This is a genomic window from Variovorax sp. R-27 (assembly GCF_049913215.1).
GTDB lineage: Bacteria > Pseudomonadota > Gammaproteobacteria > Burkholderiales > Burkholderiaceae_C > Variovorax.
The window spans coordinates 704,442-731,016 of sequence record NZ_CP183984.1; the positions used below are offsets into that span (position 1 = coordinate 704,442).

General features: G+C 69.3%; 15 protein-coding genes. 11 read left to right on the forward strand and 4 right to left on the reverse strand.

Translation table 11 applies throughout. The annotated features are described in order from the left end of the window. The first annotated feature begins 2 nt into the window (after positions 1-2). On the forward strand, positions 3-5,414 hold the full coding sequence (locus ACN9MV_RS03250; RefSeq protein WP_426391287.1) for a filamentous hemagglutinin N-terminal domain-containing protein: 5,412 nt from the start codon (positions 3-5) through the stop codon (positions 5,412-5,414). A gap of 12 nt (positions 5,415-5,426) precedes the next feature. Here the strand turns inward: ACN9MV_RS03250 and ACN9MV_RS03255 are convergent, their stop codons facing one another. Continuing rightward, positions 5,427-6,068 carry a cysteine hydrolase family protein gene (locus tag ACN9MV_RS03255; RefSeq protein ID WP_093077060.1) on the reverse strand — a complete coding sequence of 214 codons (642 nt, stop codon included), beginning with the start codon at positions 6,066-6,068 and terminating at the stop codon, positions 5,427-5,429. 100 nt (positions 6,069-6,168) lie between these two features. Between ACN9MV_RS03255 and ACN9MV_RS03260 the strand changes: the two genes are divergently transcribed. Further along, a complete protein-coding gene (locus ACN9MV_RS03260; RefSeq protein ID WP_426391288.1) occupies positions 6,169-7,134 on the forward strand; it encodes a GlxA family transcriptional regulator in 966 nt (321 codons plus the stop codon). Positions 7,135-7,146: 12 nt separating this feature from the next. Here the strand turns inward: ACN9MV_RS03260 and ACN9MV_RS03265 are convergent, their stop codons facing one another. The 3 genes from ACN9MV_RS03265 to ACN9MV_RS03275 all read right to left on the reverse strand — a co-directional run bounded on the left by ACN9MV_RS03265 (position 7,147) and on the right by ACN9MV_RS03275 (position 12,234). After that, positions 7,147-9,123, reverse strand: a complete 1,977-nt coding sequence (locus ACN9MV_RS03265) for a hybrid sensor histidine kinase/response regulator (RefSeq protein WP_093054207.1) — start codon at positions 9,121-9,123, stop codon at positions 7,147-7,149. Continuing rightward, positions 9,120-10,178: an ABC transporter substrate binding protein gene (locus ACN9MV_RS03270; RefSeq protein WP_426391290.1), complete on the reverse strand. Its 1,059-nt coding sequence runs from the start codon at positions 10,176-10,178 to the stop codon at positions 9,120-9,122. The genes ACN9MV_RS03265 and ACN9MV_RS03270 overlap by 4 nt, the downstream gene beginning before the upstream one ends. Positions 10,179-10,344: 166 nt before the next feature. Beyond that, positions 10,345-12,234 carry an ATP-binding protein gene (locus ACN9MV_RS03275; protein ID WP_426391292.1) on the reverse strand — a complete coding sequence of 630 codons (1,890 nt, stop codon included), beginning with the start codon at positions 12,232-12,234 and terminating at the stop codon, positions 10,345-10,347. Positions 12,235-12,396: 162 nt separating this feature from the next. Here ACN9MV_RS03275 and phnD (ACN9MV_RS03280) point away from each other — a divergent pair, with 162 nt between their 5' ends. From phnD (ACN9MV_RS03280) to ACN9MV_RS03320, 9 genes are all read left to right on the forward strand, one after another. Beyond that, the gene (gene phnD / locus ACN9MV_RS03280; protein WP_426391293.1) at positions 12,397-13,434 is read left to right on the forward strand and encodes a phosphate/phosphite/phosphonate ABC transporter substrate-binding protein; all 1,038 of its coding nucleotides are present in this window, start codon (positions 12,397-12,399) and stop codon (positions 13,432-13,434) included. Between the two features lie 74 nt (positions 13,435-13,508). Beyond that, positions 13,509-14,495, forward strand: a complete 987-nt coding sequence (phnD, locus tag ACN9MV_RS03285; protein WP_426393141.1) for a phosphate/phosphite/phosphonate ABC transporter substrate-binding protein — start codon at positions 13,509-13,511, stop codon at positions 14,493-14,495. A 154-nt stretch (positions 14,496-14,649) separates the two neighbouring features. Further along, complete coding sequence (gene tssK / locus ACN9MV_RS03290; RefSeq protein WP_093077066.1) at positions 14,650-15,981, forward strand: type VI secretion system baseplate subunit TssK; 1,332 nt, start codon at positions 14,650-14,652, stop codon at positions 15,979-15,981. Positions 15,982-16,013: 32 nt separating this feature from the next. Next, positions 16,014-17,363 carry a DotU family type VI secretion system protein gene (locus ACN9MV_RS03295; protein WP_093077067.1) on the forward strand — a complete coding sequence of 450 codons (1,350 nt, stop codon included), beginning with the start codon at positions 16,014-16,016 and terminating at the stop codon, positions 17,361-17,363. Continuing rightward, on the forward strand, positions 17,360-20,962 hold the full coding sequence (tssM, locus tag ACN9MV_RS03300; RefSeq protein ID WP_093077069.1) for a type VI secretion system membrane subunit TssM: 3,603 nt from the start codon (positions 17,360-17,362) through the stop codon (positions 20,960-20,962). The genes ACN9MV_RS03295 and tssM overlap by 4 nt, the downstream gene beginning before the upstream one ends. Further along, positions 20,959-21,609 carry a type VI secretion system-associated protein TagF gene (gene tagF / locus ACN9MV_RS03305; RefSeq protein ID WP_093054223.1) on the forward strand — a complete coding sequence of 217 codons (651 nt, stop codon included), beginning with the start codon at positions 20,959-20,961 and terminating at the stop codon, positions 21,607-21,609. The genes tssM and tagF overlap by 4 nt, the downstream gene beginning before the upstream one ends. A 606-nt stretch (positions 21,610-22,215) precedes the next feature. Further along, complete coding sequence (locus tag ACN9MV_RS03310) at positions 22,216-24,108, forward strand: serine/threonine-protein kinase (RefSeq protein ID WP_093077072.1); 1,893 nt, start codon at positions 22,216-22,218, stop codon at positions 24,106-24,108. Between the two features lie 55 nt (positions 24,109-24,163). Continuing rightward, the gene (gene mltA / locus ACN9MV_RS03315; protein ID WP_426391294.1) at positions 24,164-25,792 is read left to right on the forward strand and encodes a murein transglycosylase A; all 1,629 of its coding nucleotides are present in this window, start codon (positions 24,164-24,166) and stop codon (positions 25,790-25,792) included. 23 nt (positions 25,793-25,815) lie between these two features. Beyond that, positions 25,816-26,565: a hypothetical protein gene (locus tag ACN9MV_RS03320; RefSeq protein WP_093058740.1), complete on the forward strand. Its 750-nt coding sequence runs from the start codon at positions 25,816-25,818 to the stop codon at positions 26,563-26,565. The last annotated feature ends 10 nt before the right edge of the window (positions 26,566-26,575 follow it).

The window sequence follows — 26,575 nt, forward strand, 5'->3', positions numbered from 1 at the left end:
CCATGAAGCAACGCAATCGATTTCCACAGCGGCTTCAACTGCGGCCCATCGCGCTGTCGCTGATCTGTGCGGGCGCGGCCCCGGCCATGGCGCAGGTGTTGCCCACCGGCTTCACACCCATTGCCGGCGGCGTCACGATGACGCAGAGCGGCAACGTGATGAGCATCACCCAGCCGTCCCTGCGCGGTATCGCCAGCTGGCAGACCTTCTCCATCGGCGCGACCAACACAGTCAACATTGCGCAGCCGAGCACGCGTGCAGTGCTGCTCAACCGCGTGGTGGGTGACGGCGGCACCATCCAGGCATCGCGCATCGACGGCACGCTGAAGACTTCGCTGATCGGCAGCCCGAACCTGCCCGGCGGCAGCGTGTTCCTCATCAACCCGAGCGGCATCGTGTTCGGCAAGGGCTCGTCGGTCAACGTGGGCGGGCTGGTCGCGTCCACGCTGGATATCGCCAACAGCAACTTCATGCCCGCGGGCTCGGAGAACAAGGCCTTCGACAAGAGCGAGCAGCTTGTCTTCGTCGGTCCCTCGGGCAGCATCGCGCAGGTGAGGGTGGAGGGCGGCGCGTCGATCACCGCATCGCCGGGCGGCACCGTGGCGCTGGTCGGTGGCTCGGTGCGCAACGACGGCGAGATCAACGTCGCGCGCGGCTCGGTGGGCCTGGTGTCGGCCAGCAAGCTCACGATGAACCTCGACTTCGACGGCGACGGGCTCACGACCTTCAAGGTGCCGCTGGACGGGCAGACCACCTTCAAGCTCGCGGACCTGCAGGCCACCGACACGATCGGGGACAAGAACAGTCCCACCACCGCGCAGCTCATGAACACCAGCAACATCACGGCCAATGGCGGTCGCGTGGTGCTGATGGCGGCAGCAGCGGATGTCGATGCACGCCAGCTCGTGGTGAGCCAGACCGGCGTGATCCGGGCTCTCTCGCTGTCCACGCGCAACGGCGAGATCGTGCTCGACGGCGGCCAGTCGCCGGCGCGCTCGAACGAGATGCTGCTCGGCGGCACCCTCGACGTGAGAGGCACCGAGGCGGGCGTGGCCGGCGGCTCGATCACCGCGAGCGCGGACTACGTGCGCCTGTCCGGCCTGACCGCGGATGCAGGCGGCAGCAAGGGCGGGCAGATCCAGATAACGGGCAACAGCGCAGTGAGCATGTCGCCCGATTCGGTGCTGCGCGCGAACGCAACCGGTGCCAACGGGCAAGGCGGCACGGTAGACCTGAGCGCCGACTACACGCACGTCTCCGGCCAGATCCAGGCGCGCGGTGCGGGCAGCGGCGCGGGCGGCACCATCACGACGACGGCGCGGCAGGTCGAGGTGACCGAACTGGCGCAGATCGATGCGGCGGGCGGTGCGAGCGGTGCCAACGGGACCTGGGTGGTCGAGTCGAAGGGCACGCTCAATGTGGACAACACCGTGCCGGCCTACGACCCGTCGGACTATGGGCTGAACACGGCCGACACGCGCATCAGCACGACAGCCATCGGCAACACGCTGGGCCACTCGACCGACGTGACGCTGCGCACCGGCTCCAACGACGGCGAGTCGCACGACGTGCGATTCCAGGACAACGCGAGCATCGTCAAGTCGCAGGGGCGCGACGCGCGGCTCACGGTCGATTCGCTGCGCGACATCCAGATGTCCAGCGGCTCGTCGATCCGCTCGGAAAGCGGCGCGCTGCACGTGGACTTCAACGCCAATTCGGCCAGTGGCACCGACGGCGGCGTGATCGAACTCAACAACGCGAGCATCGCCACCAACGGCGGCAACATCCGCTTCTACGGGCAGAGCGACGCGGCCAACGGCTATGCGGTCGGCGGCATCGCGCCCACCGATGGCGGGCCGAATATCGGCCGCGCGGGCATCTCGCTGTTCGACAGCACGCTGAGCACCTGCGCGATGGCTTCGGGCGCCTGCGGCGGCAGCGGCTCGATCGTGCTGCGCGGGCAGGGCTCCAGCAGCTCGGCCGGCGACCCGAACTACTACGTGAGCGCTGACGGCGTGCAAGTCTCGGGCAGCAGCCTGACCACCGGCGCAGGCAACATCGCGATCACCGGCGCGGGCGGCATCGGCGCGGGCGGCGTGCTGCTGGACGGCACCGAGAGCAACGACACAGTGCTGCGCACCGGCACAGGCGATGTGAACATCACCGGCAGCTCGCGCAGCTGGACGGCCACGGATCCTGTCGCGGTGTACGGCAGCACCGTGGACTTCGTCGACAGTTCCTTCCCCGACGTGACCACGGGCAACATCGGCGGCATCTCGATGCGCGGCGCGATCATCGATGCCGGCGGCCGCGTGGCCATCGACGGCACCGGCAGCGACATGCAGGGCCTGACGGCGAACAGCGCCTTCCTGACCTCGGCATCGGCCGCTAACGGTGGCGCCGGCGTGAGCTACGGCGCGGGCAACGGCGTTTCCATCCTCGGGGGCAGCATCACGGCCGGCAAGGGGCGCGACGTGTCGATCTCGGGCACGGCGGGCGGCAAGGGCTTCGACGTGGCGAACGGCGCCGCGACCGTCGGCAACGACGCATCGGCGGTGGTGCTCGGAATGGAAGCCGGCGGCACCGTGCGCGCCGAGGGCGGGCGCATTGCCGTCGACGGCCGCGGCGGCGACGTGCGCGTGGGGCGCGTGAACCTGCGCGACCTGGAGTCGGGCACCACCATCCTGCCGGTGCTCGACGTCTCGAGCAGCACCGGCGCGGGCGGCACCGTCAGCCTCAACGGGCGCAACGTGCTGGTGACCGATTCGTTCGACAACGTGACCACCATCGACGCCGGCGGCGCGGGCCAGTCCGGCACCATCGACGTGCGCGCCACCGGCACCATCGCCATCAGCGATCAGGCCAGCCTGCGCGCCGACGCGAAGTCGGCCACGGGCAACGGCGGCACGGTGAACGTGATCGCGGGCGACACGCTGCGCGGCTACGGCAGCCTGTCGGCGCGGGGCGGCAGTGCCGGCGGCAACGGCGGCAGCATCGAGACCTCGGCGCCGCACTTCGACCTGACCGGTGTGCGCGTGGACGCCTCGGCGCCTGTAGGCACGGCCGGCACGTGGACTATCGACCCCTACAACGTCATCATCGCCCATGGCACGGCCAGCGGCAGCCTGACGGGCGACCCCTTCGCGCCGATGGCGAATTCGACAGTGCAGGATGGCGATATCAATGCCGCGCTCGACAAGGGCACCAGCGTGACCATCACCACCGGCACCGGCGGTGTGGCGACCGACGGCAACATCAGCTTCGACACGCTGGCGGCGATCCAGCGCACGACCGGCGGTGCGCCCCTGACCTTCCAGCTCGACGCCGCGCACAACATCAGCGGATCGGGCAACAGCAACACCATCCAGTCGGCCGACGGCGCACTCAACGTGGTGTTCAACGCGGGCGTGGGCGGGCAGGGCGGAACGATCAGCTTCAACGGCGCGATCAATACCAACGGCGGCAATGTGACGATGAACGCCGATGCCGGTGCGAACAGCAACTCGGCGCTGTCGCTCAACGGTACGAAGATCGACACGCGCACCATCGCGGGCGGCGACGGCGGGCCGAGCGGTTTCGTGCAACTGAGCGGCAGGCGTACCCTGCCGACCACCGTCTTCAGCACGGTGCCCACGGTCGACCTCACGGGAGTGACCATCCAGAGCAGCACCGGCGATGTCTCGATCACCGGCGTCGGCCAGCATGGCGATGGCGTGCGCATCCAGAACGGCACGGCGGCAAGCCAGATACTGACCACCAGCGGCGACATCGATATCGTGGGTATCGGCGCCAGCTACAACTACAGTCTTTCTCCGTTGTCCGTGCAAAGCGTGGACATCACCGGCGCGACGGTGGTCCGCAGCGTAGGCGGCAACATCGGCATTCGCGGCCTTGTGACGCCTGGTCCGCTGGATGCGCCTTCGGGCGGCGTGCTGGTGGCTGGTACAGCGCTGGTCACTACGCTCGGCGTGGGCAACATCGACATCGCGGGCGAGTCGCAGGCCAACGGCACTGGCGTCACCATCGCCGCAGGCGCGCAGGTGAACGGCAACAACAGCGTGGTGCTGCGAGCCAGCAACAACGGCACCGTCGATGCCCTGGTCGTAGGCGGAACCGTGCGCGCGGGCAACGTGCTCAACCTCCGCCCCGGCGGCGTGGACGCTGCCGGCAACGCTGTCGACCGCACGGCCAACCCGATCACACTGGGCGGCACGGCGGCCACGGGCTTCGCGGTGTCGGCCGACGAGTTCACGCGGCTCGACGCGCCCACCATTGTCGCCGGCAGCAATGCCCATGCGGCAGACATCAACGTCGTCGGGCCGCTCGGCGTGCCCAACGCGCTCACGCTGCAGAACGGCGGTGGCGGCAACATCCAGCTCGGCGGCGCACTCACGGCGTCGAAGGTCGGGCTGATCTCGGGCGGCAACATCACGCAGACAGCTGCTGCGCCAATCACCGCCGGCACGCTGCTGGCGCGCTCCACCGGCGGCAGCGTGCTGCTCGACCAGGCAGCGAACAACGTCAGCGCCGACACGTTGGGCGGTGGCGCGGCCGGTGCCTTCCGGTATGTCGATGTCGACACCGTGAAGCTGGGCTCGGTAAGCGTCACCGGCTACGACGCCGCCGGCAATGCGCCGCAGGTCGTGTCGGCCACTTCGATGGCGGCCGACACCGTGTTCGTGCGCACGCTGAGCGGCGACCTGCTGCTGGGCGCCAACGTGAGCAGCACCAACGGAGCCGACCTCGTGGCGGCATCGCGCTTCCAGAACACCGGCGGCTACACGATCGGCGGCGCGCCGTGGCGCGTTTGGGCCGACACCTGGGTGGGCGAGACGCGCGGCGGCCTGGCGGGTTCGGGGCTGTACCCCAACCTGTACCACTGCGCGTACTCGGGCCTGTGCGCGGTGAGCATTCCCGCGGGCGCCAACCACTTCATCTACGCGCAGCAGCCGGTGGCGACGGTGATCGTCGCCAACGCGAGCCGGCCCTTCGGCTATCCGAACCCGCTGTTCAGCTACGGCATCGGCGGGCTCATTCTGGGCGACACGGGCGCGGGCTTCGCCGGCTTCCTGTTCTCGCCGGCGCTGCAGGCCAGCCCGCAGGGCGCGTACCCGATCAATGGCACCTTCACCTCGGCCGAGGGCTATGCGGTCAACGTGGTGCCGGGCACCCTGTTCGTCGGCGGGCTGCCCAACCTGCCGCGCCCCGACGTGCTGCGCGACCTGCCCGCCACCTGGGTGTACGACCGCAACATCGGCCCGCCGCCGATCTGCTTTGCCACCGGGCCGCTGGAAGGCGACCGCGCAACGCAGGGCAGCGACGTGCTGGCGCGCGAATGGTCGCGCGTGCGCTCGCGGCCCAACCTGTCGAGTTGCGTGGACACCGAGAAGCGCAACGGCTGCGCGGACTTCTGATCCGCGCCCGGTTCAGGCGACGCCGCGTGCGCGGCGGTTGGACATCACGACGTTGTCCTTCGGGATGACCTGGCCTTCGCGCATCGCGGAGATCCACGCGTCGGTCGAAGTCACCGCAGCGAAGTTGCTGTGGAAGACAACGCTGAAGACGCGATGGATTTCTTCCGCCGTGACCTTGCCCGCCGCGTTCTCGTACGGCAGAGCGCCGCTGGCGTCGGCCAGGAATTCCACGTTCAGCCCACGGTGCATGGCCTCGAACACGGTGGAAGCGTCGCAGTTCTGCGTCATGTAGCCGGCCACGCTCAGCGTGTCGATCTCATGGCGCGCGAGCCAGTCGGCGAAGTCGGTGCCGGTGAACACGCTCGGAAAGCTCTTGGTGATGAGGTGGTCGTGCGGCCGCTTCGCGATCTCGGGGTGCAGCTGGCCGTTGTGCGTGTCGGCCTGGAACACCGGTGCGCCCTTGGGCGCATGGTGGCGCACCACGATCACCGGCGTGCCGGCGGCGCGTGCCGCATCCATGGCCTTCGTCACGTTGGGCAGCGTGTCTTCGATGGGCGGGAACTCGATCGGCAGGCCGCCGCCTTCGAAGTATTCGTTCTGTACGTCGATCACGACGAGGGCGCGGCGCGGGGTTGTGGCGGTGTTGTTGCTCATGAAAGACTCCTTCTCTCTGGTTGTTCGGATGGCCTGATTCTTCGCCTTTGCACCGTTTCGCGACAGTGGCCCGAAAGCCATTCATCGATAAGATCGGGCCATGCGCAATCCGGCCATCGAAACCATCGCCGTCGTCGTCTTCGACGGCATCAGCCCCTTCCACCTGTCCGTGCCCTGCATGGTCTTCGGCGAAGACCGCACGGAGACCGGCGCGCCGCGCTTTCGCATGCGGGTGTGCGCGCCGGAGCCCGGAGCGCTGCAGACCAACGCGGGCTTCACGCTCGTGGTGCCGCATGGGCTCGAGGCGATCCGCCGGGCGCAGATCGTGGTGGTGCCTTCATGGCGCGACGACGGCAGCGCGGCGCCGCCCGAGCTGATCCGCGCGCTGCAGGCCGCGCACCGGCGCGGCGCCACCGTGGTCGGCCTGTGCCTGGGCGCCTTCGTGCTGGCCGAGGCGGGGCTGCTCGACGGCCGGCCCGCCACCACGCACTGGAAGCTGGCGCCGGCCTTCGCGAAGCAGTATCCGAAGGTGCAGCTGCAGCCCGAGGTGCTGTACGTGGACGATGGCAGCGTGCTCACTTCCGCCGGCACGGCCGCGGGCATCGACTGCTGCCTGCACCTGCTGCGCGTGCGCTACGGCGCCGAGACGGCCAACCGCGCCGCGCGGCGCATGGTGGTTGCGCCGCACCGGCAGGGCGGGCAGGCGCAGTACATCGAGCAGCCTGTGCCCGCAACAGCCGAGCGCGACCGCCTCGCGCCGCTGCTGGAGTGGCTCGGCGGGCACCTCGACACGCCGCACGAGCTCGACGACCTCGCGCGGCGCGCGCTCATGAGCCGGCGCAACTTCACGCGGCGCTTTCGCGAATCCACCGGCACCACCGTCGGCCAGTGGGTGCAGAACCAGCGCCTTGCGCTGGCGCAGCGGCTGCTGGAGACCACCGACCATCCGGTCGAGCGCGTAGCGACCGGCGCCGGCTTCGGCTCGGCGGTGTCGCTGCGCAAGCATTTCATGTCGGCGTTCAAGGTATCGCCCACTGCGTATCGCCGGCAGTTCTCGCGGGCGTAGAAAGCGCCGGGGTCAGGCGATGTGCACGTGCCGCCGCGTGGTCAGCAGCGCCCGCAGCTTCGCTGGCGCAACCGGCTTGGTCAGCAGCATCACCCCGCCATGTCGCAGCCGTTGCAGCACCTCGGGCCCGGTGGCGCCCGACACCAGCACCGCCAGCGCGTCGGGCTGCAGGCGCTTGGCGGCGTCGATCACGTCCACGCCGTCGCCTTCGCCCGCCAGTTGCAGGTCGCACAGCACGGCGTCGTAGTGGAGGTCGCCGGTGCCCAGCCGCGCGATGGCCTCGGGGCCGTTGGTCACGCATTCGACCTGGCAGCCCCATTGCTCCAGCAGCGCGCGGCTGCCGTCGAGGATGGCGGGGTCGTCGTCCACCACCAGGCAGCGCAGGCCGGCCAGGGGCGCGACGGCGAGTGGCGGCGGCTCGGGTGGCGTGATGTCCGCCAGGCGCGCCTCGGGCAGCGTGAAGCTGAAAGTGCTGCCTGCCTGCAGCGCCGATCGCACGGTGATGCGGGTTCCCAGCAGCGCAGCGATGCGCGCGCAGATGGCCAGCCCCAGCCCGAAGCCGCGGCGCCGGTCGCGCTCGGTGTTGGCCACCTGGTAGAACTCTTCGAAGATGCGGCCCTGGTGGATCGGCGCGATGCCCACGCCGTTGTCGCGCACCTCGATACGCACGCCGGCCGGGCTGCGCCGTGCGGCCACTAGCACGGTGCCGCCCTCGGGCGCATGGCGCAGCGCGTTGGTCACGAGGTTGCCGACGATGCGCCGCAGCATTGCCGCGTCGGTGCGCACGGCCAGGCCGCGGTCGCTCCAGCGCAGCCGCACGCGGGCCTCGACGGCGGTGGCGGCGTGCTGCGCATCGAGCTGGTCGAACAGCGCGGCGAGCGGTACCTTGGCGATCGCAGGCGTCAGCACCTGTGCATCGAGCCGCGAGATCTCGAGCAGGTCGTCGAGCAGCACGCCCATGAACTCGGTGCTCTCCTGCAGCCGCAGCACGGCCGGGCGCTGCGTGGGCGAGGCGCCAGGCAGCAGGCCGTCGATGAACAGGCCCATGGCATGCAGCGGCTGGCGCAGGTCGTGGCTCGCTGCCGCCAGGAAGCGCGCACGCGACAGCGCGGCCTGCTCGGCCTCGGCCATGCGCTGCAATGCGACGGCGGTGGCCTCGCGCACGCGCTCCTCGCTGACCTGTCGGTTGCGCTGCAGTCGCTCGGCCAGCCGGTCGATGTCATGCGCGAGCACCGCGAGTTCGTGCGTGCCGCGCGTGCCGCCCTCGACCACGTCGCAGCGCACCTCGAAATGCCCCGACTCCAGCGCCGCCACCGTGCGCGACACGCGCCGCAGCGGCCGCGCCACCGTGCGCGCCATGTGGCGCACCGAGGCCCATGCAGCCACCAGTGCCACCAGCGCAATGCCGATGCCTGCAAAGAGCGAGCGGCTGCGCTCGCGCGTGTAGGCGGTGGTGTCGCGGAAGGTCTGCACGAGGCCGATGGGCGTGTCGCCCGCAGCGGTGGAGCCGGCGGGCGCGAAGGCGCTGGCGCGCGAGGCCTCGCGCAGCGTGACCGGCGAGGTGAACATGCGCAGCTGCGCCAGCGACGGCGTCTTGGGCCCGGCCGTGACGTACACGCCCGCGCTGTTGCTGATCTCCACGCGCGTCACCTGGCCGCCGCGCAGCGCGGCATTGGCCACGTTCTGCAGCGCCGGCAAGTCGCCCGCGTAGAGGCTCAGGTCGGACATGGCCGCCACCTGCCGCGCCACGGCCTGGCCTTCGGCGTCGAAGGCGGCTTCGAGGGTCTGCAGCCGGTTGTGCGTGAACCAGCCGGTGAGCGCCAGCGCCACCGCCGCGCACGGCACCACGCCAAGACGGAACAGATCGCGCTGCAGGTTGCCGCGCACGACCAGCGTGTGGGGCGACTGGGGCGGCGGCGTGGGCATGGGCGCGGGCGCACCGGCCCCGTTTGTTCCCGGCGGGCCTTGAGAGGGCGGTGCGGTGCTCATCGCGGGGCTGCGAGCCGGTCGGTCAGTTCCCGTTCCTCCGGCATGCGCAGGCCGAGTCCGCGTGCCACGGTGGCGTTGACGCGCACGGTGGCGGGCGTTGCCGCTTCCACCAGCGGCGCATTGCTGTTGCTGCTGCCCGTGCCCGCGCTCGCCACTTTCTGGCCGAGCAGCCGGGCCTGCTGCGCGAGTTGCGATGGCGTCGAGACCGCCGCGGCCAGGCCGCCCGAGCGCACCAGCCCTTCGCTTGCGCCGAACACCGGCAGGCCCGCGCTCGCGCCGGCGCGCAGCACCGAGAGCGTGGCCGCCTGGCTGTCGCCGATCAGGTCGGGCAGCACCATCAGCGCATCGCTCAGCGGCACCACCTGGCGCAGGGCGTTGGCGAGCGACTTGGCGTCGGGCGCGTATTCCACGCGCAGGTCCCAGGGCGGGTTCGCGCCTTGCGCCGCGCGCTGCAGTTCGCGCACCAGCGGCTCCGACTCGGGCGTGGCGACCACGCCGATGCGGTGCTTCTGCGGCAGCACGGCGGTGATCAGCGCGAGCTGGTCGGCCATGGCCGGGTCGCGCAGCAGCACGCCCACGCGCCGGTCGCCGCGCCGCAGGGCAGGGCTGCTGGCCTTCAGGGTTTCGTATTCGAGTCGGCTCAGCATCGCCAGCACCAGCGGCTCCTGGCCCGGCCGCTCGACGGCGGCGCGCGCGGCGGCGGGGCCTACGGCCATGGTGAGCGGCGCGTCGGAAGCGGTGCGCAGGCTGCGCGTGCGCACGCCGGCGTTCGCGGCGCGCTCGGTGTCCGTTGCCTCCGCGGGCGGTTGCGGATCGGCGCCGCCGGGAGTGAGCCGCACCAGCTCGAACTTGCCGCCAGGTTCCTGGTCCGCGCGCAGCTGCTGCACGAACTCGGAAGACGCCGCGGCATCGTCGCCCATCAGCACCGTGAGGCTGGCGGCCGAGGCCGGGGCAGCGAACAAGGCAGACGAGACAGCAGCACCGGCCCACACGAAGCCCACGGCCAGCACGGCGCGGCGCAACCTTCCGCAGAAGGGCGAGAGAAAGGAATTCACGGCAACAAACATGGACTGCTTCCGCAGCAAGGGGCGATAGTCCAATGTAAGGACGGACCCGGCTTGGCGCGATAAGGCGGAGGGCTTATGTCCGTGTCGGCGAGGGCCTGCTCGTGTGACGGATGTCACGCGGTGGCAGCCGCACGGCCTATGTCCGATGGACTACCTACGCACCTACCGCGAGGGCTGCGACGGCCCTTTGCGTCTGGATGGCCTGGCGCAGCACGCGCGGCGACACCGGCTTGTAGAGCACCGTGATGCCTGCGCTCGCCACTTCGCGCAGGCGGTCGGGCTTGGTCTCGCCGGTGACGAGCAGGCGCGCGGTGCCGACTCCGATGCCGCGCGGATGGCGCTCCAGCGCAGCGATCACGTCGAGCCCGTTGTCGCCGCCTTGCAGCAGCAGGTCGCTGATGACCACGTCGGGCGGCTGCTCCCAGGTGTCGGCCAGCGCCAGCGCCTCGGCGCGGGTCTGTGCGGGCAGCACCTCGGCGCCCCAGTTGGAGAGCACCACCGTCAGGCCTTCGAGGATGGTGCGCTCGTCGTCGATCACGAGGATGCGCACGTTGGCCAGGCTTTCTTCTTCCTCGATGGCGGCAACGGCCTGCGACCCCGCCGCCGGCGGCAGTGCGGCCGGGGCCGAGCGCACCAGCACCCGCACGCAGGTGCCCTTGTGCAGCTTCGAGCTCAGCTCTACGCGCGTGTTGAGCAGCTCGGCCAGGCGCTGCACCGTGGCCAGGCCCAGCCCCATGCCGCGCGCGCCGCGCGCCGCCTGGCGGCCGGTGGGCTCCACCTGGTAGAACTCCTCGAACACCCGCGCCTGGTGCTGCGCGGCAATGCCCACGCCGGTGTCGACCACGTCGATGCGCACGCCCCTGCCGCGCCGCCGCGCACCGATCAGCACGCCGCCCTCGATGGTGTGGCGCAGCGAGTTCGACACCAGGTTGTTCAGGATGCGCGACAGCATCACGTAGTCGCAGCGCACCCACATGTCGGTCTTGCGCACCACCAGCCGCAGGCACTGCTGCTCGGCCACCGGGCGGAAGTTGCGGCTGATTTCATCGAACAGCCGGTCGAGCGGAAAGTCGATCCACTGCGGCTGCAGCACGCCCGCGTCGAGCTGCGACAAGTTCAGCAGCTCCGAGAACAAGCGGTCGAGCGAATCGACGCACTCGCGGATGTGGCCGATGCGCTGCAGCTTCACCGGGTCGTGCTCGCCGTTGGCCAGCCCGTCGGAGAAAAGCGTGAGCGCATGCAGCGGCTGGCGCAGGTCGTGGCTGGCGGCGGCCAGCAGGCGGGTCTTGGCCTGGCTGGCCACTTCGAGCTGCTGGTTCTTGCGGGCCAGCTCGGCCGTGGCCTCGTTGATGCGGCTTTGCAGCAGCCGGTGGCTTTCCGCGAGCGCGCGCGCGGCCTGGTTGAAGCCGTGCTGCAGGTGGCGCACTTCGGAGGTGCCCTCGATGGCCACGCTCGCGTCCTCGCCCGCGCCGAGCCGGTCGACCGCCTTGCCGAGCGCGCGGATCGGCTCGCTGATGCGCCGCGCCGCCCACCAGCCTGCCAGGCTCACGCCGAAGAGGCTGATCGCCAGCACCAGTCCCACGTTGAACCAGACCGAGCGCCGCGCGCTTTCCACCGCGGCCAGACTCATCTCGACCATCACCTGGCCGTTGTGGCGGCCGTCGTCGCCCACGATGGGCACCACCACCTGCAGGCCGTCGGCGCGGGCGCGGTCGACGGTTTCGGAGTTGGCGACGATCTCGCCGTCTTCCGTCCAGATCTGCACCTGCTGCACGTTGGGCTGGTAGGTGCCCGACTGGGCGGTGCGCGCCAGCGCGCGGCGGTCCATGCGCGCCAATGGCGCCTGCGCCACCGTGGCCACCTGCAGGGCCACCGTTTGCGCATTGGCGCGCATCAGCTCCGTGAGGTTGCCCAGGTGTTGCCGCGTCAGCACGGTGATGGCCGCCACCGTGGCCAGCGCCGCCGGCACCAGCGCCAGCAGGATCAGCTGCTGGGCAAAGGTCAGGCGGGCCAGGCCGCGCAGGACGCGGAAGTTCCAGTTCATGGGGGCATCGGACGCATGGGCGCCGAGCTTAGGAGGCCGGTCCGGAACCGGGAAGACAGGAAAAACATCACAAAAATTGCTTGCAATTGATATTTAATGGCGTCCGCGCTGCCCATGTTAGACCCGCCGATGCGCAACGGCCCTATCTCTTTAGGACCACAAATGCAGGCTTCCATGCGCCGATTCGTCGATTTCTCCGGTGTCCTCCGAGCGGCGGCACTGGCCTTGCTCATGGGTTTTCCGCTGTGGGCCTCGGCCCAGGCCGCCCCTTCGCCGGACGGGCCGATCCGCTTCGGCATCCTGCCGCTCGGAGGCGCCTTCGAGTCGCGCAGCGACTGGGACCCACTGCTGGCCGAGCTGAGCCGCGCCATCAACCGCCCGGTGAGCGTGCTGTCGGTCAACTCGTACGAGGCGCTGGAGCATGCTATCCAGCGCGACGAGGTCGACATGGCCTTCCTCTCGGGAAAGATGGCGCTCGACGCCGTGACCCAGCGCCGCATGAAGGTGGTGGCGCAGGTGGTGCGGCACGACGGCCTGCCCGGCTACCGCGCGCTGCTGCTGTCGCGCAAGGCGCCGCCCTTCAACTCGCTGAAGAACATGCTCGACCAGCCCGAGCGCTGGCGGCTGGCGCGCGGAGAGAAGCAGTCGGTGTCGGGCTTCATCGTGCCCCAGCTGCAGCTCTTCCTGCCGAACCACATCGCGATGGAGACGCGCTTTCGCAGCGAGATCGTGGGCACCCACCAGGCCAACGCGCTGGCCGTGGCCAACAGCGAGGCCGACGTGGCCACCAACAACACGGCCGACTTCGAGCGCTTCAAGCTGCGCTTTCCGGCCGAGACCGAGCGGCTGCAGGTGCTGTGGGAGTCGGACCTGATCCCGCACGCGCAGATCGTGGTGCGCCGCGAATACACGCCCGAGCTGCGCAAGCGCGTGCAGGCCTTCCTGACCGGCTACGGCCGCGCCAAGGGGCCGCGCGGCGATGCCGAGCGCGTGGTGCTCAAGTCGCTGCACGACCTGGCCGGCTTCGTGGCCGCCGACAACAGCTCGCTGCAGCCCGCGGCCAAGCTGGCCTACCAGCTCGCCAAACAGAACGCCATGACCGCGCAATGGGTGAACGACGCCGCGCGCGAAGCCCGCCTGCAGCGCATCGAGAGCGGCTATGCAGAACAGGTCGGCGTGCTCAAGGACGTGACACCGTGACGACGAAGGCCTGGCGCGTGGCTGCCGTGCTGGTGCTGGCCTTCGCGGCCATGCTGGCCGCGCCGCTGCCGGCCATGGCGCAGGGCGCCGCCGCATCATCCGAAAAGACAGCAGAGAAGGCCGCGCCGGTGCCGATCAGGATGATCCGCTTCGGCGTGCTGCCGCTGGGCGGCACCGTCGAGTCGCGCGCTCTGTGGACCCCGCTCATGGCCGACATGAGCCGCAGCCTCGGCATTCCGGTGAGCGCCTATTCGGTGCCCACCTACGAAGAGCTCGACCGCGCCATCGGCCGCGACGAGATCGACATGGCCTTCCTCTCGGCCAAGATGGCGCTCGACGCCGTGATGCAGCGGCGCATGAAGGTGGTGGCGCAGATCGCGCGGCACCCCAGCGTGCCCGAGCACCGCGCCGTGCTGCTGGTGCGCAAGGCCGGGCCGCTCAACACCCTCGAAGCCGTGTTGGCCCAGCCGGAGAAATGGCGGCTCGCGCGCGGCGACAGCCGTTCGGTCACCGGCTTCATCGTGCCGCAGAGCCAGCTCTTCCTGCCGAACAACATCGAGATGGAGACACGCTTTCGCAGCGAATTCGTCGGCACCCACCAGGCCACCGCACTGGCCGTGGCCAACGGCGACGCCGACGTGGCAACCAACAACACCACCGACCTGGAGCGCTTTCGCCAGCAGTTCCCAGTGGAGGCCGAGCGGCTGCAGGTGGTCTGGCAATCGGAGCCGCCGCCCGGCGCGCCGATGGTGGTGCGGCGCGACTTCCCGCCCGAGTTCCAGGCGCGGCTGCAGAACTTCCTGACCGGCTACGGCAAGGGCAAGGGGCCGCGTGCGGACGCCGAGCGCGAAGTGCTCAAGACCCTGCGCGCGGCCTACGGCTACGTTGCGGCCGACGACAGCGCGCTGCTGCCGGAGGCGCGGCTGGAGCACCAGTTGGGCAAGCAGCGCGCCATGGCCGCCTCGTGGGTCAATGACGCGGCGCGCGAACAGCGGCTGCAGCGCATCGAGAAGACATATGCGGAGCAGGTCGAGATCCTGCGCGCGGCTCCGGCGCGCTGAACGCCCGGTTCGGCTCTCAACCTAGTCCCTTCGCCGTAGCTCCAAATCCCCCTGCCTAGGCCATTAGCTAGGCCTTAAGGCGGATTTGCCTCCCGTCCCCCGCGCCGGAAACTTCGTGTTTCTTTCAGGCACCCTTGCCGTTGACGGAGTGCGGATGAGTTGGCGAACAAAAGTGGTCTGGAGCGAGGGGATGCTGTTGCAGCCTCAGCACCTGCAGCAGAGCGAGCGTCATGCCGATCATGCGAGGCATGTGCTCCTGCGTTCGACCACCCCCTACGCCTGGGGCTTTGCCGAGCTGGAGATCGACCCGGCCGCGCTCACGCTGGGCAAGCTGGCGCTGGTGCGGGCGGTCGGCGTCTTCGGCGACGGCACGGTCTTCGACATGCCGGCGGTCGACCCGCTGCCCGAGCCCATCGACATTCCTTCTTCCATGCGCGACGAGGCCGTGGTGCTCGCGCTGCCGCTGCGCCGCGCCGGTGCGCGCGAGGCCGACGCCGAGGAATATGAAGAGCTGGTGCGCCACCGCGTGCTCGAATCCGAAGTGCCCGATTCGAACACCGCCGGCGAGCGCACGGCGATGCTGCAGCTGGGCCAGCTCCACACGCGCCTGATGCGCGCCGGCGAAGCCACCGACGCCTGGACCACCATCGGCGTTGCCCGCGTGGTCGAGCGCCGCGTCGACAACCAGGTGCAGCTCGACCGCGCCATGCTGCCGCCGCTGCTGGACGTGGCCGGCCATGCCGTCATCCGCGCCTGGCTCGACGAACTGCTGGGCCTGCTGCGCCAGCGCGGCGAAGCGCTCGCGGGCCGCATGACGCAGGGCGGCACCGGCGGCGTGGCCGAGATCGCAGACTTCATGCTGCTGCAGGCCGTGAACCGCAACGAGGCCATCTTTGCGCACCTGGCAAAGAGCGCGATGCTGCACCCGCAGCATTTCTTCGAGCATGCGCTGGGGCTGGCCGGCGACCTTTCGAGCTTTCGCGATTCGCGCCGCGTCGCGCGCTTCGGCCCCTACATCCACGACGACCTTGCACTGAGCTTCCGCCCGGTGATGGACGACCTGCGCCGCAGCCTCTCGATGGTGTTCGAGCAATCGGCCATCCGCATCGAGCTGCACGACCGCAAGCACGGCGTGCGCGTGGCGATGGTGACGGACGTGGAACTGCAGCGCAAGGCGACCTTCGTGCTCGCGGTGAATGCGAACATGCCCAGCGAAGCGCTGCGCGCGCGCTTCCCCACGCAAGTGAAGATCGGCCCGGTCGAGCGCATCCGCGACCTCGTCAACCTCGCGCTGCCGGGGGTCACGCTCACGCCGATGCCGGTCGCGCCGAGGCAGATTCCCTTCCACACCGGCGCCAACTACTTCGAACTCGAAACGCGCAACAGCGACCTGTGGCGCCAGCTCGAGCAATCCGGCGGCATCGCGATGCACATCGCCGGAGATTTCCCGGGCTTGGACCTCGCGTTCTGGGCCATTCGTTCCTAGCCACACCGGGCTGACGGAAACGGAACACCATCATGAGCACACCTCCCGACCCCTTCGCCGCCTTCGAGTCGGAACGCACGGTCATCAAGCCCAAGCCGCGCACGCCCGGCGGCACGCCGCCCGCGCCGGCACCGGCGCCTTTCTTCGGCGGTGCCGATCCCACGCCGGCCGCCGACGTCGGCGAGCTCGGCCTGCTCAACCCGCTGGTGTCCGCCGCCGGCAAGCTGCTGGTGTTGATCGGCAAGCTGCGCAACCTTGCGCAGCCGCCCAATGTGCCGGCGCTGCGCGCCTCCACCGCCGACGCCGTCAACCAGTTCGATGCCAATGCGCGCCGCGCCGGCGTCAGCAATGAATCTGTGCTCGCCGCGCGCTACGTGCTGTGCACGGCGCTCGACGAAGCCGTGGCCAACACGCCGTGGGGCGTGCAGGCCGGCTGGAACAAGCAGAGCCTGCTGGTGCAGTTCCACAACGAAACCTGGGGCGGCGAAAAAGTCTTCCAGCTGCTTGCCAAGCTTGCGCAGGACGTGCCCACGCACCGCCAGCTTCTGGAGCTGATCTACAGCGTGCTCGCGCTCGGCTTCGAAGGCCGCTACCGCGTGGTCGACAACGGCCGCGCGCAGCTCGACTCGGTGCGCCAGCGCCTCGCGGACCTGATCGCGAAGGACCGCCCGGCCGTCGAGCCCGAGCTTTCTCCGCACTGGCGCGGGCAGGGCGCGGGCACGGTGCGGCTGCGCGAGTCGCTGCCGCTGTGGGTGTTCGCGGCCGGCTTCGCGCTCTTGCTGGCTCTGGCATGGTTCGGCCTGCGGCTCACGCTCAACTACCGCTCCGACACCACCTACGCCGCGGTGTCGAGCCTGCGCGCGCCCAACATCCAGATCGCGCCGCCCGCCCTGCCGGCGAAGACGCCGCGCCTCGCACGCTTTCTCGAACCCGAGATCAAGCAGGGCCTGGTCACGGTGACCGACGAGGCCGACCGCAGCGTGGTGCGCCTGCGCGGCGACTCCTTCTTCGGCTCCGGCAGCGCCGAGCCGATGGCGCAGTCGCTGCCCGTGCTGCGGCGCATCGGCCAGGCGCTGGCCGAGGTGAAGGGCGAGGTGCTGATCACCGGCCACTCCGACAACCAGCCGATCCGCTCGCTGCGCTATCCCTCCAACTGGCACCTCTCGGCCGCGCGGGCCGATGCGGTGAAGGGCGCGCTGACGACGCTGGTCGACCCGGCGCGCATGCGCTCCGACGGCAAGGCAGACGCCGAGCCCGTGGCCGCCAACGACACGCCCGCCAATCGCGCGAAGAACCGCCGCGTCGACATCGTGCTGCTGACCGAACCCGACCGGCTCGCTGCTGCCACACCGGCTGCTCCCGTACCAGGAGCGACGAAATGATCAAGAAAATCTTCGGCTTCCTGTTCAGCCCGCTGCTGCTGACACTGCTCGCGCTGATCGTCGTCGCGCTGCTGATCTGGTGGATCGGCCCGCTGGTGAAGATCGGCTCGCTCGCGCCGCTCGAAAGCGAAATGACGCGCGCCATCGTCATCGGCGTCATCGTGCTCATCGTGGTGCTGCGCGCGCTGTACCGCCGCTGGCGCGCGCGCCGTGCGAGCCAGCATTTGACCGACGGCCTCATGAAGGCGCCGGCCGCGAAGACCGATGCGCCGGTCAACGGCGAGCAGAAGATCCTCGACACGCGCTTCAGCGAAGCCGTTGCCACGCTCAAGCAGATGCGCCTGCATGCCGCCGGCAAGAAGCCCGGCTTGCGCGACTGGATGTCGATCTCGGGCGGCAGCTACCTGTACGACCTGCCGTGGTACGTCTTCATCGGCGCACCGGGCGCGGGCAAGACCACGGCGCTGGTCAACTCGGGCCTGAGCTTTCCGCTGGCCGAGAAGTTCGGCCCCGGCGCCATCCGTGGCGTGGGCGGCACGCGCAACTGCGACTGGTGGTTCACCGACGAGGCCGTGCTCATCGACACCGCCGGGCGCTACACCACGCAGGACAGCCACCAGTCGGAAGACAAGAGCGCATGGGAAGGCTTCCTGGGCCTGCTGAAGAAGGCGCGCCCGCGTCGTCCGCTGAACGGCGTGTTCCTCACCGTCAGCGTGGCCGACCTGCTGAGCCAGGGCCCCGAGGCGCGCACCCAGCTTGCGGCCTCGATCCGCGCACGCCTGCTCGAACTCGACGGCAAGCTCACCACGCGCCTGCCGGTGTACGTGCTCGTCACCAAGAGCGACCTGCTCTACGGCTTTACCGACTACTTCGACGACCTCGGCAAGGAACAGCGCGCACAGGTCTTCGGCTTCACGCTGCCGGCCAACGAGAACGTGCAGCTGGAAGAGAAAGGCCTTTCCACGGCCTTCAACCGCGAGTTCGCGCTGCTGCACAACCGCGTGAACGACGGCCTCATCGCGCGCATGCAGCGCGAGACCGACGGCACGCGCCGCGCGGCCATCTTCGGTTTTCCGGCGCAGTTCGGCTCCATCGGCTCGCTGCTGTCCGACCTGCTGGAGCAGGTGTTCACCGGTTCGCGCTTTGCACAGCCGCCATGGGTGCGCGGCGTGTACTTCACCAGCGGCACGCAGGAAGGCAGTCCGATCGACCGCGTGATGGGCAGCCTCGCGCGCAGCTTCGGCATCGAGCGCGCCATGCTCGCGCCGCAGAAGTCGAGCGGGCGCAGCTACTTCCTCACCTCGCTGCTGCGCGAAGTGGTGTTCCCCGAGCAGCGCCTCGCCGGCGCCGACGTGAAGCTGGAGCGCCGCCGCCACACGCTGCGCGTGATCGGCGTGACGGCGATGACGCTGGTCACCGTCGGCCTGCTCGCGGCCTGGGGCTACAGCACGCTGCAGAACATGAACTACCTGAAGTCGGTCGAGGCCCGCGTCGAGCCCGCCAGGCAGAACCTCGCGGCGCTGCCCGCGCGCGTGCAGAACCTGGTCGAGGTCGCGCCCGTGCTGCAGAGCCTGCGCGACATCTGGAAGACGCCCGACAACCACCAGGGCGACGAGCCGCTGTCGATGACGCTGGGCCTCTACCAGGGCGACAAGCTCGACGCCGCCGCCATGCTCACGCACCAGCGCGCGCTCAACGACGCCTTCCTGCCGCAGATCGCCAAGCGCATCGAAGACCAGCTGCGCACCGCGCAGAAGGACAACCTCGAGTACACGTACGAGGCGCTCAAGAGCTACCTGATGCTCTACCAGCCCGAGCACTTCGATGCCGAGGCGCTCAAGGCCTGGATCACGCTCGACTGGTCGCGCAACCTCGACCGAGGCATTCCCGAAGACCAGCGCAAGGCGCTCGAAGACCAGCTCGACGTGCTCATCGCCCAAGGCCCGCCGCGCTCGCCGCTCAAGATGGACGAGAACCTGGTGCGCAGCGTGCGCGCCGTGCTCGCGAGCTACCCGCTGGAACAGCGCGTGTTCAGCCGCTTGAAGCGCCAGCGCGCCACCAAGGACATTCCGGCCTTCAGCGTGGCCACTGCCACCGGCCCCTCGGGCCCGCTGGTGTTCGAGCGCATCAGCGGCAAGCCGCTGACCGATGGCGTGCCGGGCATGTTCACCTACGACGGCTATCACAAGCGCTTCCAGAACGAAGTGACCGTGCTCACCGGCCTGCTCGCCAACGAAGACCCGTGGGTGCTGGGGCAAGACCGCAACGCAGCCGACCGCCTGCGCGACGTGGCCGCGCTCGGCGCGCTGACCGATCGCGTGCGCCGCCTGTATCTGGAGGAATACGTCAAGCAGTGGGAAGCACTGCTCGCCGACGTGCGACTGATCCGCGCCACCGGGCTGGAGAAGAACATCGAGACCGCGCGCATTCTTTCGGGCGTCGATTCCCCGCTCGCGAACTTCCTGCGCGCGGTGGTCAAGCAGACCACGCTGATCCCGGCGGCCGACGCCAACAAGGACGTCGTCAGCAAGGCGACTGAAACGGTGCGCAACACGCGCAAGGGCCTGGAAGACCTGTTCGGCAGCGACCCCGGCCGGCAGGTGGCCCCGGGCAAGCGCATCGAGAGCATCGTCGACGACCGCTTCGAGTCGCTGCGCCGCCTCGTCACCGCCGGCGGACCCAACCAACCCGCGCCCATCGACGATGCGCTGAAGCTCTTCAACGAGGTCTACGTGTACCTCAACGCGGTCGACACGGCCGTGAAGGGCCGCACCTCGCCACCGCCCGGCGACGTGGCCGGCAAGCTCAAGTCAGATGCGGGCCGCCTGCCAGAGCCGGTGCGCTCGATGGTCGAGAACCTCAGCCAGTCGGGCGCCGCGCAGGCGCAGACGGCGGAGCGCGGCAACCTGAGCCAGGACCTGCGCCCCGTGGCCGAGTTCTGCGCGCGCGCCATCGCGGGCCGCTATCCCTTCGTGAGCACCAGCAAGCGCGACGTGCTGCCCGAGGACTTCGGCCAGATGTTCGGCCCCGGTGGCCTGATGGACGACTTCTTCCAGAAGCGCCTGGCCGCGCTGGTCGACACCAGCACCAAGCCGTGGCGCTACAAGCCCGTGGCCGAACGCGGCGCCATCACCACGCAGGCGCTCGCGCAGTTCGAGCGGGCCGCGCGCATCAAGGACATCTTCTTCCGCGGCGGTGGCCGTGGGCCATCGATGCGGCTGGACTTCAAGCCGGTGGAGATGGATGCGGGCATCACCCAGTTCATCCTCGACGTCGATGGCCAGCTCGTGAAGTACGCGCACGGGCCTGTGGTGCCGATGGCCGTGCAGTGGCCGGGGCCGAAGGGCAGCAACCAGGTGCGTATCCAGGTCAGCCCGCCTTCGACCACTGGCAGCTCGGGTGCGGCTGTGGATGGGCCGTGGGCGCTGTTCCGTGCGCTCGACGACGGGCAACTCGAGGCCGGCGATGCGCCTGAGAAGTTCTTCATCACCTTCCAGATCGGTGCACGCAAGACGCGCTTCGAGGTGACGACGAACAGCGTGCAGCATCCGATCCGGTTGCGTGAGCTGCGGGAGTTTTCTTGTCCGGAGGGGCTGTGAACGAGGCGGCCTCTTCACCTTCGCCTCTCTTTGCCTCGACTGCGTTGCCGGGGTGGTTCGGCAAGTTGCCGGGCATGGGGGATTTTGCGCATCGGCGGCTGCCTGAGGCGTTTCGTGCCGTGTGGGATCAATGGCTGCAGCGGGGCATGGCCCGGCTGCGGGATCGGCATGCGGATTGGACTGAGCGATACCTCGAAGCGCCTATCTGGTGCTTTGCGCTGGGGCGGCAGGTGGCGGGGGAGCAGGCGTGGATCGGGGTGCTGATGCCTTCTGTCGATGGGGTGGGGCGGTACTTTCCGTTTGCCCTGGCTATGGAGCTCGATCGGTCCGTTTCCGGGCAACTGCAGGGGGAGGCGCTGGCTATGGCGTTGCAGTGGTGGGCTCATGCTACGCAGGCTGCGTTGGAAGGGCTTGATGGGGATCTGGATGCGCTGCGGTTTGATGCGGTGTTGCATCGGCTGTTTGTTGATGGCGCTTCTGCTGACGGACGTGAGAGTAGTGTTGATTCGCTGGAATTGCCGCTGGCGGGGGCGTCGCTTTGGCTGAGTGATCCTGCTGCTGAGCATGGGGTTCGGATGCTCTGTACTGGGTTGCCTCGGGATGAGCAGTTTGAAGCCCTGTTCTTCGGGTTTGCGGAGGAGGGGTGAGATGAAGGCCTCTTCTCGTTTGTTTTTCCGGGGCCGGGTCTCGCCCCGGCGGGCGACCTACTTTTCTTTGCTTCGCCAAAGAAAAGTAGGCAAAAGAAAGGCGACCCTACTGTCTGCGTCCCTTCGCTTCGCTACGGGCAACCTGCGGTGCTCGACTCCGGAGGGGGTCCGCAGAACTCGCTTCGCTCAAACAGCTGCGGCCCTGATCCCTCCTACGTCTGCGCTCCTCGGCGCAGCCAGAAGGGATTGGGGAACCAACTGGCCATCGCTGCGCTCGGCTCGGTACGACTGCAGGCGCTGCGCGCCTGCAGTCGCTTGGAGGCCAAGCGAAGCAAAGGCCCGTGTTGCCTCCACCCTCCTCTGGCTGCGCCGAGGAGCGCAGCGTTTCGCGGATCAGGGCTCGCCCTTGTCTGAGCGAAGCGAGTTTGGGCGAGACCCCGCGAAACGCGAGCACCGCAGGTTGCCCCGTAGCGCAGCGAAGGGGTCGCAGACAGTGGGGTCGCCTTTCTTTTGCCTACGTTTCTTTGGCGAAGCAAAGAAAAGTAGGTCGGCCGCCGGGCCGAGACCCGGCCTCGGGAAGCAAACACTCAACAAAGGAGCCAGTCAATGACCGACTCCAACGACGACCGCACCCGCGTAGTCCCCAAGCCTGGTCAGCCGACAACAACAACCGGCGACACGGCCGCGACCGTAATCACCGCAGGCGCTACCCCAGTCACCAGCCCCGCCACGGGAAGCACAGACGCCGGCCTGCTCCCGGTAGGCAGCCGCCTGGCCGAATTCGAAGTCACAAGAGTCATAGGCCAAGGCGGCTTCGGCGTCGTCTACGAGGCGTGGGACCACACGCTGGAACGCGTAGTAGCAATCAAGGAATACCTCCCCACGTCACTGTCGACAAGACAGAACGACGGCACAGTAGTCCCCCTGTCCGAACGCCACAGAGAAACCTTCGACCTGGGCATGCGCAGCTTCATCAACGAAGCCCGCCTGCTCGCCCAGTTCGACCACCCGTCGCTCCTGAAGGTCTACCGCTTCTGGCAAGAAAAAGGCACCACCTACATGGTCATGCCTTTCTACAGAGGCGACACGCTGAGAGAGGCCCTGGTAGCCATCCCCGCAGGCGTAGACGAGTCATGGCTCATCCGCATCATGGACGGCGTCACGCAGGCGCTCGCGGTGATGCACAACGCCAACTGCTACCACCGCGACATCGCCCCCGACAACATCATTCTGCTCGAAGGCTCGGGCCGCCCGGTGGTGCTCGACTTCGGCGCCGCGCGCCGTGTGATCACCGACAAGACCCAGGCGATCACCGTCATCCTCAAGCCTGGCTACGCCCCCATCGAGCAGTACGCCGAGATGCCCGACATGTCGCAGGGCGCGTGGACCGATGTGTATGCGCTCGCGGCCGTGATGCACGTGGCGGTGTGCGGTCGCGCGCCGCCGCCTTCGGTGGCGCGGCTGCTGTCCGACAGCTATGTACCGCTTGCGGGCAACGAGATCCTGCGGCAGCGCTACAGCCTGCGGCTGCTGGAGGCGATCGACGCGGGCCTCGGCGTGCGGCCCGAGCAGCGGCCGCAGTCGATGGCCGAGCTGCGAGCCGCGCTCGATCTCGAAGTGGGGCACAGCATCGCGCCGACGCCGCGCACGCAGCCGCCTTCGGGTGCGCGCAGCGGCAACAGCAACGCCGACGCTGCGACAGTCATCGCGAGCGGAAAGAGCAAGGCAGGTGGCAAGGCACCGGCGCCCGCGCCCGCTCCCACCGGCGGCGGGGGCAAGAGCAACAAGACCGTCGCCGCACTCGTATCGGTCGCCGTGCTTGCAGCCGCGGCCGGTGGCGGCTGGTGGTGGTTCCAGGGCCGCACCGGCGGCAACACGAACGCCGATGACAAGAAGGTCGTCACCACCACGCCGGCCCCGCCACCCGACACAAAGATCGCAGAGGCTCCTCCAGCACCGCCGCCACCACCACCGCCCCCTCCGGCCCCGCGCACGCCCGCCGAATCGCTGCAATCTCTCGCAACCGGCGCCGCGCCCGGCTTCGAGGTGACGGCCACGCCGAAGAAGGCCGAAGTCGCCATCGGCAAGGACCGCCTTGCCTTCGAGGTGCGCAGCAAGCGCGAAGGTTTTGTCTACGTGTTCCTGCTGTCCAGCGGCGGTGAGATGTTCCTGCTGTTCCCGAACCTGCTCGACAAGTACAACAAGATCACCGCGGGCGGTTCGCTTTCTCTGCCGCGCGCTTCGTGGCCGATGGACGCGGGCGGCCCGGCCGGCACCGACCAGTTCGCGGTGCTCGTGAGCGAGCACGAGCGCGACTTCAGCGCCGCCGGCGTGCAGAACGACGGCGTGTTCCCGGTGTTCCCGCTGCCGGTGCTGGCCGCGCTCGAAGCCACGCGCGGTACCGGCCCCTCGCCGTTGCTGGGCAAACCCGTGTGCGCACCCGGCGCCCCGTGCAACGACGTCTATGGCGTCGGGAATTTCAAAATCGTCGAGAAGTAATCGTCTGTAGAGCGTTGGCCCTTCGGGTCGCCACTTTCCGGACAAGGAGACTTTCATGACCACTTCGCAAGCACTGCAGCAGCAACGACAACAGCAGCTGCAACAGCGCCTCAACTACGTGCTCCAGTGGGCCGCTACTGCAGCCGTTGTTGCCGTCATCGCCTCGCTGGCGGGCTGCACCGCCCCGCCACCGGCCACCACGGGCACCGGCGCGGCCACGACCGACACCGCCGGCACGAGCAGCAGCGCCTCGCGCCCACCGCCGACCGGCGCCAGCGTGGCCGGCCAGGCGCGCACCTTCTCGACCCAGCTCGCCACCTACACCTCGGTTGGCTTCGACTCGGTGCCGGGCTGGTCGCGCGACGACTTCTCCGAAAGCTGGCCCGCCTTTCTCGGCAGCTGCAAGGTGCTGACCGGGCGCGGCGCCGAATGGAAAGAGGTGTGCGACCGCGCGCTCAAGGTCGACGGCAAGAACAACAACGCCATCCGGGGCTTCTTCGAGGGCGAGTTCTCGGCCTACCAGATTCGCGACGACGATCGCAAGCCCGACGGCGTGGTCACCGGCTACTTCGAGCCCGAGATCGCGGGCGCCCGCCAGTACGGCGCGCCTTTCATCTACCCCGTGTACGGCCAGCCCGACGACATGCTGTTCGCCGATGCGCGCAAGCTGCCCGCCGGCAACGGCACGGTGGCGGCCCGCGTGGAAGGGCGCAACGTGGTGGTGCAGACCGGTCTCAGCACGCGCGACATGGGCGCGCCGGGCCTCTTTGCGCTCGACCTCTCGGCCATCTCGCGCGACACGCTCGACCGCAAGGTGCGCCTGCGGGTCGAGGGCAAGCAGCTGCTGCCGTACTACACGCGCGAAGAAATCGAGACCAAGGGCGCGCCCAACGCCAAGGTGCTGGCCTTCGTGAGCAGCGCCACTGCGCTGTACGAAATGCAGATCCAGGGTTCGGGCCGCATCAAGCTGGCCAACGGCGACATCGTTCGTGTCGCCTACGCCGAGCAGAACGGCCAGCCCTTCCGCCCGACGCTGGCGCAGGCTTCCAACGGCAAGCCGCGCAGTCCGGTGAAGGTGCGCGGCTCGTCCATCGAGCTGCAGCTTGACGACGGCGATGACGACGACGTCGGCGCGGTCGACAGCGGCACCATCCGCACGCGCGGCTTCACGCTCGCGCGGCCCGTTGCCAGCGGCCCGGTCGTGGTGCCGGGGCGGCGCGCGGCCGGCGCGGTGTCGGGCTCGGGCATCAAGGACCCGAGCTATGTGTTCTTCAAGGAATCGACCTCGCCCGTGGGCGGCCCGGTGGGCGCCTTCGGCGTGCCGCTGTCGGCGGGGCGCTCGATTGCCGTCGATCCGCGCAGTACGCCGCTGGGCTACCCGGTGTTCGTGTCGACGCGCACGCCCGGCAGCGGCGCGCCGATGCAGCGCCTGACGATCGCGCAGGACACCGGCGGCGCCATCCGCGGCGCGGTGCGGGCCGACTATTTCTTCGGCAACGGCCAGCAGGCCGCGACCAACGCGCGCCGCATGAAGGAGCGCGGCCAGCTGTGGATATTGCTGCCGCGCGGCCTGGCCGTTGCGCAGGCCGCGGTGTCGTCGGCCATCCGCACGCGCGGCGGGCCGGTGGGCGCGAACCTGCCGCAGTGCCTGGTGCCTTCGGAGGGCAGCTGCGTCGACGACTGATCGATCGGGCGCCTTGACTCCTCATGCAGGAAACCCTTTCGTCCGCGGAAAGCAGTGAGCTCGTCCGCCTCTGGCGGCGGCGGCAGACGCTGTCCCCGAACGACATGGGCGCCATGTACCGCATCGTGGGCGATGCGCTGGTGGCCTGCAATCCGCCAGAGCTGCAGGTGCTGGGCGAGGGCCGGCAGGAGCTGGTGGCGCAGTTCATCTATGTGAAGGTGTTGCGGCTCGATGCCGACCCGGACGAAGCCGACGAGCGCGCGAGCCACAGCGCGCCTTCCACCGCCTTTGCCCTGTGCGCTTACTTCCGCCGCTATCTCATCGACTGCACGCGCGCCAGCTCCTTCCGCCGCAAGCTCTCCATCGGCGACCAGATCACCGAGGCGCAGCTCGAAGACGAGATCGGCGCGGGCGAAGACCTCGACGGCTGCCTGGCCGAGCACGGCCTGAGTGCGCAGGCCGTGCAAGTGGCCGCGCGCGCCTTCATCGCCGAACTGCCCGAGCCCGAGCGCCTGCTGCTGTGCGAGGGCTTCGGCAAGGAGGCCGAGGGCGGGCTGTCGGGCATTGCCTCGCGCCACGCCATTGCTTCCTATCACTACCGCGCGGGCCGGCTCGGCCTCGTGCACAAGCGCGAGGGGTTGACCGCGGACTACGCCAAAACCCGGATCGGCGGCTGGCTCCAGCAGACGCTGGGCATCGCCATCGAGCCCGACAACATGGCCGCGATCCTGCAGGTTTTCAAAATCCTCGGTGCTGAAGCGTCTTATGCCTGAAGACATAGCC

Bases quoted from the DNA above. Each gene is read 5' to 3' on its own strand.
- ACN9MV_RS03260 (WP_426391288.1), top strand. From the start codon at position 6,169: ATGCGCAATCCGGCCATCGAAACCATCGCCGTCGTCGTCTTCGACGGC.
- phnD (WP_426391293.1), top strand. From the start codon at position 12,397: ATGCAGGCTTCCATGCGCCGATTCGTCGATTTCTCCGGTGTCCTCCGA.
- ACN9MV_RS03255 (WP_093077060.1), bottom strand. From the start codon at position 6,068: ATGAGCAACAACACCGCCACAACCCCGCGCCGCGCCCTCGTCGTGATC.
- ACN9MV_RS03310 (WP_093077072.1), top strand. From the start codon at position 22,216: ATGACCGACTCCAACGACGACCGCACCCGCGTAGTCCCCAAGCCTGGT.
- ACN9MV_RS03250 (WP_426391287.1), top strand. From the start codon at position 3: ATGAAGCAACGCAATCGATTTCCACAGCGGCTTCAACTGCGGCCCATC.
- ACN9MV_RS03265 (WP_093054207.1), bottom strand. From the start codon at position 9,123: ATGAGCACCGCACCGCCCTCTCAAGGCCCGCCGGGAACAAACGGGGCC.
- phnD (WP_426393141.1), top strand. From the start codon at position 13,509: ATGGCGCAGGGCGCCGCCGCATCATCCGAAAAGACAGCAGAGAAGGCC.
- ACN9MV_RS03320 (WP_093058740.1), top strand. From the start codon at position 25,816: ATGCAGGAAACCCTTTCGTCCGCGGAAAGCAGTGAGCTCGTCCGCCTC.
- mltA (WP_426391294.1), top strand. From the start codon at position 24,164: ATGACCACTTCGCAAGCACTGCAGCAGCAACGACAACAGCAGCTGCAA.
- ACN9MV_RS03295 (WP_093077067.1), top strand. From the start codon at position 16,014: ATGAGCACACCTCCCGACCCCTTCGCCGCCTTCGAGTCGGAACGCACG.
- tssK (WP_093077066.1), top strand. From the start codon at position 14,650: ATGAGTTGGCGAACAAAAGTGGTCTGGAGCGAGGGGATGCTGTTGCAG.
- ACN9MV_RS03275 (WP_426391292.1), bottom strand. From the start codon at position 12,234: ATGAACTGGAACTTCCGCGTCCTGCGCGGCCTGGCCCGCCTGACCTTT.
- tssM (WP_093077069.1), top strand. From the start codon at position 17,360: ATGATCAAGAAAATCTTCGGCTTCCTGTTCAGCCCGCTGCTGCTGACA.